This is a genomic window from Mucilaginibacter sp. BGA-UO-ETr-C110 (genome assembly GCF_059567985.1).
In genome coordinates this window covers 14,056-27,675 of the sequence record NZ_JCAQPB010000001.1, presented here as the reverse complement: position 1 = coordinate 27,675, position 13,620 = coordinate 14,056, and the positions used below count along the sequence as shown (strand labels likewise).

Genomic DNA, 13,620 nt, shown 5'->3' with positions numbered 1-13,620 from the left:
GTTAATTGGTTTGATAAAAATCCTCGTTTCGGCGGGGGTTTTTTGTATAGTGACTTTTTTTATTCATCATATAACTATAACACAGGTTCTTAGAAAATTATGGCCCGATTAAATTTATTGGAAGAGACCCGGTACGAGAAGCTGCCGGTAAGCGTTTATGGTACCCAGCAACAAGCCTCGGTAGCGGTGGCTGCCCGCATTGCAGCACTCATCCGCGACAAACAAAGTAAGGGTGAAAAAACCGTGCTCGGTTTGGCTACCGGTGTTACCCCCATTCGTGTGTATGCCGAACTGATTCGTTTACACCGTGAGGATGGTCTTTCTTTCCGTGACGTGATCACTTTCAATCTCGATGAGTATTTTCCCATGAAACCTGATGCAGCTCAAAGCTACGTGACTTTCATGTATGAGAACCTCTTCAGCCATGTAGATATTGATAAAGCCAATGTACACATCCCCGATGGTACCCTGGATAAAGATGATGTGGTAGCTTTCTGTTTAAACTATGAGCGCCAGATCGAAGAACTAGGTGGCCTTGATCTCCAGATCCTGGGTATTGGTCGTACCGGTCACATCGGTTTTAATGAGCCGGGCTCTGCCCCTAACTCGGGCACGAGGTTGGTGACCCTGGATGACCTGACCCGCAGTGATGCCGCCCGTGATTTTGGTGGAAAAGCCAATGTGCCTACCAAAGCCATCACCATGGGCATCGGCACCATTTTTAAAGCCCGTGAAATTATCCTGATGGCCTGGAGCAAGAAAAAAGCGCCGATCATCAAAAAAGCCGTGGAGGGCGAAATGTCTGGCGAAGTGCCGGCTACTTACCTGCAATTATCGGATCATGTAGAATTTGTACTGGATGAAGCTGCTGCTTCGGAACTCACCCGTTTTGATACTCCATGGCTGGTTAAAGATTGTTCATGGGAAGATAATGTGTTAAAGAAGAAAGCGGTGATCTGGCTGGCCGACACGATTGGCAAACCGGTATTGAAACTCACCGAAGAGGATTACAACAACCATGGTATGGCGCAGCTGGCTGTAGAGCAGGGCCCGGTATACAACATCAACATTGATATTTTTAACCAGATCCAGCATACCATTACCGGATGGCCGGGTGGCAAGCCCGATGCGGATGATTCGCAGCGTCCGGAGCGTGCTTTACCTGCTAAAAAACGGTCGATCATTTTCTCTCCGCATCCGGATGATGACGTGATCTCCATGGGTGGTACTTTCATCCGTTTGGTAGATCAGGGGCATGATGTACACGTGGCTTACCAAACTTCGGGGAATACCGCCGTTTGGGATGATGATGTTTTGCGTTATATGGAGTTTGCCATTGATTTTACCAATTCTATCGGTGAAGATCCTGGTCACCTGAAAAAACTATATGAAGAGATGCGCGGCTTTTTCCCGCAGAAACAACCCAACCAGATCGATACACAGGAGATCCGCAATGTAAAAGGTTTTATTCGTAAGACGGAAGCCATCTCGGGTGCCCGTTACGCGGGTTTACAGGATGACCATATCCATTTTATGGCTTTGCCTTTTTACGAGACCGGCAAAACCAAGAAAAACGCGGTGGGTGAGGAAGATATCCTGCTGACCATTGAATTACTACAAAAAGTAAAACCGCAGCAGATCTTTGCTGCCGGTGATTTTGCCGATCCGAATGGTACGCATTTGGTGTGTTTCAACATTATCCTGGCTGCTTTGGCCCGCCTGAAAGGGAAAGAGGCCTGGGTGGATGATTGCTGGTTATGGATGTACCGTGGTGCATGGCATGAGTTTGAAACCTATGAAATCGAAATGGCCGTGCCGCTTTCGCCTCAGGAGGTGATCCGCAAGCGCAATGCCATCTTTAAGCATCAATCCCAAAAAGACCGTCCGGTGTTCCCGGGTGATGATGCCCGTGAGTTCTGGGTGAGGGCTGAGGACCGTACCCGTGATACTGCTCAGCGTTATGACAGACTCGGATTGGCTGAATATGAGGCCATGGAGGCGTTCGTTAGATACCGATTCTAAATAAGTTATACGTTTGACGTGATACGTTGCACGTAAAAGGAGCGATGGGTAAACCTATCGCTCCTTTTTGTTTATTGCTATATACCATGTCATTGCGAGCGCAGCGCGGCAATCTCATCCCAAGTAGAGGCACGCGAAGAAATTGCTTCGTCGTTCCTCCTCGCAATGACATAGTTTTTATCTACAAGCCTATCTTCCCATTCACCAGTGCAATAACCTCCGCTTCCTGAGCAATTGCCTTCTGTTCAATCTCATTACCCTTTGCAATAATATCAGTCACAAAACCCTTATCCTTATAGCCCGAAGCATTGATCTTTACGTTCATAAAAGCACCCAACACTGCCGTGCGGGCACAAAGGGCAGCAACACCGGCATCAGTTACCGAATTGGGATTACCGATCTCTGCCATAGCCTTGATCACTTCCATGCTGTTCAATGCAGCCTGCATCACTTTGAATGGGATTTCGATAGCGTATTTGGTCGCATCCTGTATGGCTTTATCCCTTGTGGCTTTCTCCTCTGGAGTTGATTTAGGTAAACCGAATGATTCCATGATGCGGTTAAACGCGGTAGTATCCAAGTCAACCAGGCGAATCAATTCATCTTTATAAACCTGCGCTTTTTCGGCCCAATCACTAAATTCCTCCCAACGATCATCCCAACCTTTTTTATGCGAGCTCAGATTAGCTACCATCCCAGCCAACGATGCTCCCAATGACCCTACATAGGCCGAGATAGAACCACCACCCGGAGCCGGGCTTTCGCTGGCCGTTTCATCGGCAAATTCTACTAAACTCATGCTCACCAGTTTGCTGGCGGCTTTATCCTTCAACAAATATTCTATAATGCGTTCCTCGGGGATAAATGGCCCAAGCTCATCCAGTCCCATAGATTTAATGGCGATCCGAATCAATTCTTTTTCCCTCACCCCTACCGAGCGTTTTTGTTTCCGCAGAAAATATTTACCGGCATCCAGCATGGCTTTCAGCGGGATCAATCCTACCAATTCACTACCGGTAACGCGGATACCGCGTGCATTAGCCTTATCACACACTTCGTCGAACGCTTTGTGTACCGGTGTTATTTCGATATTGGTGAGATTCATCGAGATTTGGGCAATGCCGTACTCTTCAATATACCAACCGATAGCTTTTACCGCTTTTAATGAACCGGGGATATTTTTCGGTTTGCCAGCCTCATCGTTAACAGTACGGCCCGCTTCGCGCACATCAAAGGCAATGGCATTAGCCCTGCGGGTTGACGTGGTGTTCAAATTCACATTATAAGCCACCAGGAAATCGCGTGCACCAATTACGGTAGCGCCGCGCTTTACATCATTTTCTGCCGGACCAAAATCGGGCGCCCATTCCGGCAGTTTGATCTTCTTAAAAAAGCCCTCATATTCCCCTGCCCTGATCACCGATAAATTACTGCGGCTTTTATTAGGTTGGGCCTGCTCATACAAATAAACCGGGATCTGCAATTCTTCACCCACACGTTTAGCCAACTGGCGTGCGTACTCCGCAGTTTCTTCCATACTGATATTACTGATGGGTATCAGCGGACAAACATCCGTGGCACCCATCCGTGGATGTTCGCCTTTTTGTTTGCTCATATCAATCAGTTCACCGGCCTTTTTTATGGCGAGGAAGGCTGCCTGTATCACCTTTTCAGGTTCACCTACAAAAGTTACCACGGTGCGGTTGGTAGCCTTACCGGGATCAACATTCAGCAGGCGCACGCCTTCTACAGACTCTACTTCATTAGTGATCTGTTTGATAATATCAAGGTTTACACCTTCGCTAAAATTCGGAACACATTCTATTAGTTTCTGGCTCATTGGGTCATTAGTTTATTTGTTCATTGGTATTTGTCAATTTTAATTTCCTTCATCTGGAAATTGTAGAGACGCATCACATGCGTCTGTTATTAACCACCGGCCACCCATACTCTATCCGGCTTCAATTTTCCCTGGTGATATAATATCTCGCGGTAATCATCGCATGGATAAGCCTGCATATCGGCAACCTTATTCTTGGTTAAAATTCCGCGGTCGTTTAATTTCAATGCCGATGCAGCTCTGAAGGTTAAACCTGCGAATACTTCAGCTGTACATAGCTTTTCGGCAGCGCCCATCACTGCTGCCTGCATTAGCAGATCGCCCATCGGGGCTGAGCCGGGGTTCCAGTCACTGGCGATGGCCAGGCATGCTCCGGCATCCAACAATTTACGGGCAGGCGCGTAGGCCATTCCTAATCCTAAAGATGCACCCGGCAAAGTTACAGCTACGGTATCAGATTGAGCCAGCATATTTATTTCACGTTCGGTACTGGCTTCCAGGTGATCCGCCGAAACCGCTCTTGCCTTGATAGCCACCTCACTACCACCTGTAGTAAATTGATCGGCATGAACGGTTACTTCAAAACTCATTTGCTTGGCTTTGGACAGGTAGTTAAGCGCATCACTGGTATTAAAAGCGCTTTCTTCAACAAAGATATCAACACGGTTTGTTAAACGATGCTGTTTAATGACCGGCAACAGGTTTTGCAAAATATGATCCAGGTATTCCGGATGTGTTCCATCAAAATCTTTGGGCAGCATGTGTGCAGCAAGGCAAGTTGATATTAGGCTTGCCCTGGTTTTATCGGCAGCCGATTTGATGGCTCTTAACTGTTTTAATTCGGCATCAATACTTAAGCCATAGCCGGTTTTTACTTCGATAGTGGTAACCCCTTCGGCCAAATGACGTTGTACACGTTTTAACAGCAGATCAGCCAAAGTGAGTTCATCAGCTGCACGGGTTTGAGTAACAGAATCCCAGATACCACCACCCGCTTTGGCTATTTCCAGGTAGGTTTTACCAGCAGTACGCAAAGCATAGTCTTTTGCACGGCTACCCGCGAAACAGATATGCGTATGGCAATCCACAAAACCGGGCAATAGTACCTGGTCGCCGGTAATTTCTTCAATTTGTGCCGATGGATTAGCGGTTCGTAATTTCCCAAAATCATCTATAGCCATGATCAGTCCATCCTCAATCAATACACCTCCATTTGGAATGATGTGTAGCTGTTCATCCTTCAAAGCACCTTTTAACGGCAACCCCGTTAACGGCAATATCTGTGTAAACGGACCTATTAACTTTTTCATGTTGTTATCTACTCTTATAAAGTATGTCATTGCGAGCGATAGTGTGGCAATCTCATCAGGACAGTAGCCGACCTTACTTGATCGAATTGCATGAGGAGATTGCTTCGTACCTCGCAGTGACATGGTTTTTATCAGACTTACGAAGTTTAACTCAGTAATGCCTGTTTTTTAATGTTTTTGCTGAGGGCTTCGCCGTTTAAAAACTTCGTAAGTCTTTTTCCCAATGAACTAATGACACCAATGATCAAACTTACCACACCTTCAATCCAAACTTATCCGCCCATTCCTGTGCTTTGTCATAACCGGCATCGGCATGACGGAAAATGCCCATCGCGGGGTCATTATGCAAAACACGTTTCAGACAAGTGGTGGCACGTTCGGTACCATCGGCTAAAACAACCATGCCCGCATGTTGCGAATAGCCCATACCTACCCCACCGCCATGATGGAACGAAATCCAGGTTGCACCACCCGATGCGTTGGCCATCAGGTTAAGCAATGGCCAGTCGGATACCGCGTCTGAGCCATCTTTCATAGACTCCGTTTCCCGATTGGGCGATGCTACCGAGCCGCAATCCAAATGGTCGCGACCGATCACGATAGGGCCTTTTACCTTACCTGTTTTCACCAGCTCATTAAATAACAAACCTGCCTTTTCCCTGTCGCCCATGCCCAGCCAGCAGATCCGTGCGGGTAATCCCTGGAATGAGATCTTTTCCTGCGCGTTTTTAAGCCATTTGATCAATGGTTTATCTTCGGGGAACAATTCCATCAGCGCTCTATCTGTAGTAAAAATATCTTCCGGATCGCCCGACAAGGCAACCCATCTAAAGGGGCCTTTACCCTCACAAAACAGCGGACGGATATAAGCCGGGGTAAATCCAGGAAAATTAAAGGCATCAGGTTCGCCACCTTGTTTGGCAAACTCGCGCAGGTTGTTGCCATAGTCAAAAGTAACAGCGCCTTTATTCTGCAAGTCCAGCATCAGGCCGACGTGGCGGGCCATGCTTTTTAATGATAACCTTTTATATTCAACCGCATCGTTTTTTCGCAATGTGGCTGCATCAGCTAATGATAATCCATTAGGGATATATCCATTCAAAGGATCATGCGCCGAAGTTTGGTCGGTTAAAATATCAGGGATAATATTATCTTTTAGTAGATGTTCCAGCATATCCCCCGCATCGCTTACCAGGCCTACAGAAAGTGTTTGTTTTTTGTCGATGGCTTCTTTTACCCAGGCAATGGCCTCCTCATACGAGTGGGTCATGCGGTCGATGTATTGGGTATCAACCCGTTTTTGGATACGCGTGGCATCCACATCGGCACCTAAAAAAACACCGCCGGCCATAGTTGCGGCTAATGGCTGAGCGCCACCCATGCCGCCTAAACCCGCGCTTACAATCAGCTTGCCGGTCAGGTCGCCATTAAAATGCTGATTGCCGCACTCTACAAAAGTTTCATAGGTACCCTGTAAAATACCTTGTGTACCTATGTAAATCCAGCTGCCGGCCGTCATCTGGCCATACATCATCAAACCTTTGGCGCGCAGCTCATTAAAATGCTCCCAATTGGCCCATGCAGGTACCAGGTTGCTGTTGGCTATCAACACACGCGGCGCTTCCGGGTGACTGCGCACGATACCAACCGGTTTACCCGATTGGATCAGCAGTGAATGATATTCATCCAGTTCCAGCAGCAATTCAATGATCTTTCTCAATGATTCCGGGTTACGGGCTGCCTGCCCAATGCCACCGTAAACCACCAGTTCCTCTGGATTTTCGGCTACCTGGCCATCCAGGTTGTTGAGCAGCATTCGTAGTGGCGCTTCTGTTTGCCAGCTTTTGGCATGCAGCTGCATACCGCGCGGTGCTTTATACACCGGGTGGTTAGCGTAGGTTTTAATAAATTCCGAACTCGTCATGGCTGAGGTTTATGTGGTGATGAATAGCTGTTTCGTTGGCAATTGCCAGCAAAGAGCCCTTAGTGATCAGTTGATGTAAGTTATTGATATCGTCTGCAAAAACACGATCGTCTTGTATATGGGGTACGTGCTCTCTTACCTTGGCATGGATAGCCTCAATAACCGGGGTTGATTTTAATGGTCTGCGAAAATCAACCGCCTGTGCGGCATAAAGCAGTTCAATGGCTTGTATATATTCCAGGTTATCTATCACCTGGTGCAGCTTGCGCCCGCTGATAGAACCCATAGATACATGATCTTCCTGCCCCAGCGAGGTAGGCACACTATCGGCACTGGCCGGAAAACATAGGGTTTTATTTTCGGTGACAAGCGCCGCAGTGGTATATTGTGGGATCATTAAACCAGAATTCAGTCCGGCATCCTGTGTGAGGAGTTTGGGCAGTCCATACCGCCCTTCGCTCATGAGGTAGCAACGGCGATCGGCAATATTGCCCAGTTCGGCAGCGGCAACGGTGGCGTAGTCCAGTGGAAGAGCCAATGGCTGACCATGAAAGTTACCCCCACTGATGGTATCATCTGCATTAAAAATAACGGGGTTATCGGTTACCGAATTCAGCTCAATCTCCGTCAGTTCCTTCAAATGCAGCCAGGCATTGCGCGATGCGCCATGCACCTGCGGCATACACCGTAAAGAGTATGGATCCTGCACTCTGTCGCAATTTACATGTGATGAGTTAATCTCTGAGCCGGTTAATAAAGTAAATAATCGGTCAGCCACCATTTTTGTGCCTTTAAAAGGGCGGATGGCATGTAAGCGCGCATCAAACGGTCGTGCCGACCCCATCAATCCTTCTAATGAAAGAGCACCGATCAGATCGGCACGGTTCAGGGCATCATCCAAACGCTGCACCGCTTTTACGGCGAAGGCCAATATAAATTGTGTGCCATTGATCAAAGCCAAACCTTCTTTAGGACCTAACACCAATGGCTGCAAATCATATTTTTTTAGTAATTGCCCGGCTGGTATGCGTTCGTTATTTTCATATACCTCGCCCAAACCTATCAATGGCAAAAACAGGTGCGATAAGGGGGCCAGATCGCCAGAGGCACCAACCGATCCTTTTTCGGGAACTACCGGGATAATATCATAATCAATATGCCAGATGATGCGCTGTAATGTTTCGGGTGCAACACCAGAGTAGCCCTGCGCCAATGCCTGCACTTTGGTGATCAGCATAAGCTTGGCAATTTCCTGTGGGATAGGTTTACCTACTCCTACGCTGTGGCTTTTCAGGATATTGCTTTGCAGCAGGCTGGTATCGGCTTCGGATATGCGGGTATCGCACAATGGGCCAAAGCCAGTATTGATACCATAAACCGGATGCTGGGCATGCACAATTTTTTCTACCTCGCGCCATGATGCACGGATAGCCTTATCGGCATCAGCGTTAACAATACCTTTGGTTTTGCCAGCGGCTATATCCAGGCAAATGCCTATAGTTAAATGATCGGTACCATAATTAAATATACTATTCATGGTCGGTTGTTTTTAGATTGGTAATTAATTTCTGACTGATTACTTCGGCCAGGTTAGCCTGACGAAAGGCGATTTCCAGTCCAGTTATGGCAGGCAGTAATTGTTTGGCCTGCTCATCGCTTTCCACCAGCTCGGTCATGGCGGCACTGATCGCATCCCACATAGGTAATATTTGTGTCAATAGCTCGCGGCCGCTATCGGTCAATGTTACCAGTTGCCTGCGGCCATCATCAGTACAGGTAGCAGAAGTAACCAACTTGCGATTTTTTAAATTAGTGATCAGCTGACTGGCAGCCGGGTGCGAAACCTCGATCTGCTCGCTCAATTCTTTGATGGACAGCGCTTCGTTTTTGGATAACAAATAAAAAACAGGGAACCAGCTGGCATCAAAATCAATACCTTCATTTTGATAGGCACGGTTAATTTCGGCCAGAAAAGCTTCGCTCAGGCGGCGTAAACGGCTGCCTAAAACCAGGTAACCCAGGCTTTGATATAAATTCATTGTGCAATTTATATAAGTGCTTATATAATTGCAAATTTTATTTTCAAAGCCTCACCCCGGCCCTCTCTCCCGATAGCTATCGGGATGGAGAGGGCTGGGTGAGGTCAATACCGTGATAACACCCCTGTAAATAGGGTATTTTTACGTATACCAAACTGTTTTTTATTGCCTAATTTTATCTTAACCAAACCCATTACCTTATGGCAAATACCCCACCAGATAAGTTAGCCGAAAACAAACTCGAGGTTGATTGTATTAAACCGTTTGAAAACATAGCACTGGCATTTTCTGGCGGTGGCTTCCGCGCGGCTTCATTCGCGTTAGGGGTATTATCATACCTGAATAAAGTAACATTTGACGACGATACCGACGGGCTTCACGGCCAGACGCTTCTGCAGCAGGTAAGCTACCTGTCATCGGCATCGGGCGGCACCATTACCACTACTTTGTATGCCCTGTACAATGCGCAGGGTAAAACCTTTGGGCAATTTTATACCAAATTATCTGCCGGACTTAACGGCGACGATCTGCTGAGGCAATCATTAGAAATATTGTCCGATAAAAAGTACTGGAAAAGCAGACCGCAAAAAACCCGTAACATTATCAATTCCTTCGCGCTTGCCTATGACCAATATCTGTTTGACGGATCAACACTGGAAGCACTTTGCCATGATGCGTCGTCAACAGCTCATCTACAAGAAGTCTGTTTCAACGCTACTGAATTTTATACCGGACAATCGTTCCGGCAAAACATCAAACTGGTTCCGGATAAAGGTACAGATGACCGATTTAAATATGGTAATGAAGTAATTTATGTAGACAGCACGATTGCAGGTAAAATAAAACTGGGCGATGTGCTGGCCGCGTCATCCTGTTTTCCGGCCGGGTTTGAGCCCATCATTTACCCTAACGACTATACGCATCAGCATTTAAATATCCACGACCTGAAAAACGCACTGTCGCTGGTACCACAAACCGGCGACAAGGAAGAGGCTGAGTTTATACAACACAAACAGTTTGGCCTGATGGACGGTGGTATTACCGATAACCAGGGACTGCAAAGTATGATGGAAGCCGATGGCCGCCGGCTTGACAAAAAAACCAGCTTCCCGTATTTTGAACTGATGCTGGTGAACGATGTGGGCAGTCATTATATACACCCATATGTATTACCTAAGATAAGCAAAGGCTTTGAGCTGAACCTCTGGGGTGTATTTTATATTACCGCCGCCATTTTACTCGCTGCTTTAACCGGAGTTTGGTATGGAATAAGCCATCACAGCACATCCTGGGTAATCGCCGGTGCTTTATTTATACCTATTCCCTTTATATGGGTATCCGGCGTATTATATGTAAGGCACCAGTTATTTAGTGTGTCAAAAGCGTCGGCTGGAATGGACTTAAAACGCAACTTTACCGAACAGATCATCCACATACTGGTCAGTTTTTTTTCCAAAACATCCATCAGCCTTATTATACATATGCTCAATACCCGGGCGCAGTCTGTACTGATGCTCAATACCAGTATATTTTTAAAACGCATCAGGCAGTTGCTTTATGATAAGTTTTATGGCAGTACCCAATGGAATAACCGAGGTAAAGGCAATCACGTTTATGATCTTTCATTCTCCAATGATATTAACCGCAACCAGGGCAATAGCCAGCATATGACCACACCATCATCACTTGATCCCAGTACCGATATGCAGATAGTGGCGCAAACTGCTTATAATATGGGTACCACGTTATGGTTCGATAAAAAGTCAGCCGAACAACAACATACAGAGGCCTGCCTGGTAGCCTGCGGACAGTTCACCACCTGCTATAATCTGGTAGAATATATCGACCGGCTGCTGGATAAAAATACAGGTACTCCCTATGATGCCGAGTACGAAAACCGCCTGCTAAAGCTCAAAGCACAGATGACCACAGATTATGAACATTTTAAAACCGATCCGTTTTTCTTGTACAACAGCTCAGGAACAGATTATCAGATACCTGGTTTTAAACCCATCAAAATGATCGATATCCCCTTCCCAAAGAATTGGAAAGAGAAGAAGAAACCATAACTACTGCTATACAAATTTACCTGAACCACAGAAAAAAAACAGATGGAAAAACAACTTGAACAAATACGCGAACAGCAAAAAGAGTCATGGAATAAATTTTCATCAGGCTGGAAAAAATGGGATGATCTTACAATGGATTTTTTAAAGCCCGTGGGTGCTGAAATTATCCGATCGATCAGTCCTGAAAATGGCCAGGTAATTCTGGATGTGGCCGGAGGAACCGGAGAACCCGGATTGACTATTGCAGCTATGCTGAATGATGGAAAAGTGATCATCACCGATCTGTCACAGGATATGCTGAATATAGCCCGCGAAAACGCGGATCAAAAAGATATTAAAAATGTTGAATTTAAGGCCTGCGATGTTTGCGAGCTTCCATTTGCAGATAATACATTTGATGCTATAAGTTGTCGATTTGGATTTATGTTTTTTCCTGACATGTTGCTGGCAGCCAAAGAAATGGCTCGGGTACTTAAGCCCGGCGGCAAAATTGCCACCTCGGTTTGGAATGTTCCCGAAAAGAATTTCTGGATTACCGCCACTATGGGCACCATCAATAAAAACATGGAACTACCCGCTCCTCCACCTGGCGCACCTGGCATGTTTCGCTGTGCCAAGGATGGTCTTATTGCTGATCTGTTTTCCCAGGCAGGATTAAAAAATATTACTCAGAAAGAGATTACCGGAAAGCTTAATTGCCAAACAACCGATACCTACTGGATTATGATGACCGAGATAGCAGCTCCAATTGTTGCCGCATTAAGCAAAGCTGATGAGGTAACAAAAGAAAAAATAAAAAAAGAGGTTTATCATGCTGTAGATCAAAGATACCCCGGAGGAGATGTGGTGATCGATTCCAGTGCGCTGGTAATTTATGGTGAGAAATAATATATCCAGGTATATTAAATTAAAAAAAGAAATCGTCAAAAACAGAAGCAAGCCTCAAGTCTCTTATGCCAAAAGATGAAACAAAAGCAGTTAACAGTGGTACCGGGCAAACCGGCAAACCACTTTTTTCCAGTACCGTAACCGCCTGGATAGGAGTTATTACTTCAATAATCACTATTATATTGACCATTTACACTACTTCAAACAAAGTTCGCTTAGATCAGCTCGAAACCGACTTTAAGGACCGATCCACAAAGGTTGAAGAATCAAAGGAACGGGTTGAGCGCTATAAATGGGTTTACAGCCTTTATAACGATTTGAATGATGCCGATAAACGAAAAAAAAACTTCACCGTTGGCTTAATAACACTCGCCCTAAATGATGCGGAATCAAAAAAGCTGTTCTCGGCCCTCCAAACCTCCGGCGACACTGTATTGCAGAGCGTGGGCCAAAGCGGGCTAAAAGCTTTAAAAGCAATAGGCAATGAAGATATAGCGGCCCTGGTATCAAAGATCGATACTTCCAGCTCTGCAGACCGGATAAAAGCTGTGGGTGAACTCGAAAATAAGTATGCCTCATCCCCACCTGCCATTACTATGGTGCTAAATTTATACAACCCGGATAATATAACAACACTTTCGCCCGATGGCATTATTAACGGACTATACTATTTAAACCGTACCAATGCCAAAGTTTGGAATAAGCAACAAATTAAACAAGGACAGGATGCTGCCGTTAGAATAGCAGGCCTAAACCCCGGCAAAAACACCATTAAAGAATTGGCTAATTTCAAATCACTGTTAACACTTGCTGCAACAGGGCAATAGGGTGTTGTAAACATCTGGTACTTCTGAAAGAGCTATTCCCTTGCTTTTTTCAAGGCTCTTAACATCTCTGGATAACCATGGCGGTGCAGCATCGCCTCTATGGTATTAGCTATGCGGTTAGCACGCGTATTTTCGGTTTTGGCGCTATTGATCCATTTAATAAAATAGTCGCGATGGCCTTGTGTAAGGGTAAAAAAGAATTCTCCGGCCTCAGTTTCAAAGTCAAAACATTCCTGCAGGTCAGCCGGAACCTCAACCTTGTAATCATTATCAGGCTCCAGACGTACCCGCAACATAGCGCCCCTGTGTTTGTGTAAGCCTTTGCATATTTCCCGTTTTAGGGCCATAATAAAGTTGCCTTCGCCCATGGGCATCAGGGCCATACCGGCAATGGGCATCTCGTCCAGTTTACCCTTTACCCTGAATGATTTTTTATTACCAGGCTTCATCTGCTGGGCCAGATCGGCCGGAATTTCAATATAGGTCCAGCCGGTTTTTTCGCCTTGTTCTGCAAATTGCAAAATAATGGTATTAAAATCAATCATAGCAGGGTTTAAGGCAGTTTCTGTTGCCAAGAATCTAAAAAAACCAGTAATATATTAAATTTATGTTAAATCAACAAAATTTTTAACATATTCTGTAACGTAAGGCATATTGCTGATGTCTTATGAATATAAAAATTAATTAATAATAATAAACAA

Annotated in this window: 10 protein-coding genes; 4 read left to right on the top strand and 6 right to left on the bottom strand. The window is 45.7% G+C overall.

Going from position 1 to position 13,620, the window contains the following annotated elements:
• Positions 1-99 precede the first annotated feature (99 nt).
• Positions 100-2,022, top strand: a complete 1,923-nt coding sequence (nagB, locus tag AC57BQ_RS00120; RefSeq protein WP_496404365.1) for a glucosamine-6-phosphate deaminase — start codon at positions 100-102, stop codon at positions 2,020-2,022.
• A gap of 181 nt (positions 2,023-2,203) precedes the next feature.
• Here nagB and ftcD read toward each other — a convergent pair whose 3' ends face one another.
• From ftcD to AC57BQ_RS00095, 5 genes are all read right to left on the bottom strand, one after another.
• Positions 2,204-3,862 carry a glutamate formimidoyltransferase gene (ftcD, locus tag AC57BQ_RS00115; RefSeq protein WP_496404364.1) on the bottom strand — a complete coding sequence of 553 codons (1,659 nt, stop codon included), beginning with the start codon at positions 3,860-3,862 and terminating at the stop codon, positions 2,204-2,206.
• 89 nt (positions 3,863-3,951) lie between these two features.
• A complete protein-coding gene (hutI, locus tag AC57BQ_RS00110) occupies positions 3,952-5,172 on the bottom strand; it encodes an imidazolonepropionase (RefSeq protein WP_496404363.1) in 1,221 nt (406 codons plus the stop codon).
• 250 nt (positions 5,173-5,422) lie between these two features.
• Positions 5,423-7,096, bottom strand: a complete 1,674-nt coding sequence (gene hutU / locus AC57BQ_RS00105; RefSeq protein WP_496404362.1) for a urocanate hydratase — start codon at positions 7,094-7,096, stop codon at positions 5,423-5,425.
• The gene (gene hutH, locus AC57BQ_RS00100) at positions 7,074-8,633 is read right to left on the bottom strand and encodes a histidine ammonia-lyase (RefSeq protein WP_496404361.1); all 1,560 of its coding nucleotides are present in this window, start codon (positions 8,631-8,633) and stop codon (positions 7,074-7,076) included. Before hutH ends, hutU begins: the two co-directional genes overlap by 23 nt.
• Complete coding sequence (locus AC57BQ_RS00095) at positions 8,626-9,135, bottom strand: MarR family winged helix-turn-helix transcriptional regulator (RefSeq protein WP_496404360.1); 510 nt, start codon at positions 9,133-9,135, stop codon at positions 8,626-8,628. Before AC57BQ_RS00095 ends, hutH begins: the two co-directional genes overlap by 8 nt.
• Before the next feature lie 200 nt (positions 9,136-9,335).
• On the opposite strand from AC57BQ_RS00095, the gene AC57BQ_RS00090 reads away from it, so the two are divergent.
• From AC57BQ_RS00090 to AC57BQ_RS00080, 3 genes are all read left to right on the top strand, one after another.
• The gene (locus AC57BQ_RS00090; protein ID WP_496404359.1) at positions 9,336-11,204 is read left to right on the top strand and encodes a patatin-like phospholipase family protein; all 1,869 of its coding nucleotides are present in this window, start codon (positions 9,336-9,338) and stop codon (positions 11,202-11,204) included.
• Between the two features lie 42 nt (positions 11,205-11,246).
• Positions 11,247-12,092: a class I SAM-dependent methyltransferase gene (locus AC57BQ_RS00085; RefSeq protein WP_496404358.1), complete on the top strand. Its 846-nt coding sequence runs from the start codon at positions 11,247-11,249 to the stop codon at positions 12,090-12,092.
• 65 nt (positions 12,093-12,157) lie between these two features.
• On the top strand, positions 12,158-12,919 hold the full coding sequence (locus tag AC57BQ_RS00080; RefSeq protein ID WP_496404357.1) for a hypothetical protein: 762 nt from the start codon (positions 12,158-12,160) through the stop codon (positions 12,917-12,919).
• A gap of 32 nt (positions 12,920-12,951) precedes the next feature.
• Here the strand turns inward: AC57BQ_RS00080 and AC57BQ_RS00075 are convergent, their stop codons facing one another.
• Positions 12,952-13,494: a YdeI/OmpD-associated family protein gene (locus AC57BQ_RS00075; protein ID WP_496404356.1), complete on the bottom strand. Its 543-nt coding sequence runs from the start codon at positions 13,492-13,494 to the stop codon at positions 12,952-12,954.
• Positions 13,495-13,620 lie beyond the last annotated feature (126 nt).

What these genes read in the sequence shown, in the direction of transcription:
- AC57BQ_RS00095 (WP_496404360.1), bottom strand. Translation starts at nt 9,135, where the DNA reads ATGAATTTATATCAAAGCCTGGGTTACCTGGTTTTAGGCAGCCGTTTA.
- ftcD (WP_496404364.1), bottom strand. Translation starts at nt 3,862, where the DNA reads ATGAGCCAGAAACTAATAGAATGTGTTCCGAATTTTAGCGAAGGTGTA.
- hutI (WP_496404363.1), bottom strand. Translation starts at nt 5,172, where the DNA reads ATGAAAAAGTTAATAGGTCCGTTTACACAGATATTGCCGTTAACGGGG.
- AC57BQ_RS00085 (WP_496404358.1), top strand. Translation starts at nt 11,247, where the DNA reads ATGGAAAAACAACTTGAACAAATACGCGAACAGCAAAAAGAGTCATGG.
- hutU (WP_496404362.1), bottom strand. Translation starts at nt 7,096, where the DNA reads ATGACGAGTTCGGAATTTATTAAAACCTACGCTAACCACCCGGTGTAT.
- AC57BQ_RS00080 (WP_496404357.1), top strand. Translation starts at nt 12,158, where the DNA reads ATGCCAAAAGATGAAACAAAAGCAGTTAACAGTGGTACCGGGCAAACC.
- hutH (WP_496404361.1), bottom strand. Translation starts at nt 8,633, where the DNA reads ATGAATAGTATATTTAATTATGGTACCGATCATTTAACTATAGGCATT.
- nagB (WP_496404365.1), top strand. Translation starts at nt 100, where the DNA reads ATGGCCCGATTAAATTTATTGGAAGAGACCCGGTACGAGAAGCTGCCG.
- AC57BQ_RS00090 (WP_496404359.1), top strand. Translation starts at nt 9,336, where the DNA reads ATGGCAAATACCCCACCAGATAAGTTAGCCGAAAACAAACTCGAGGTT.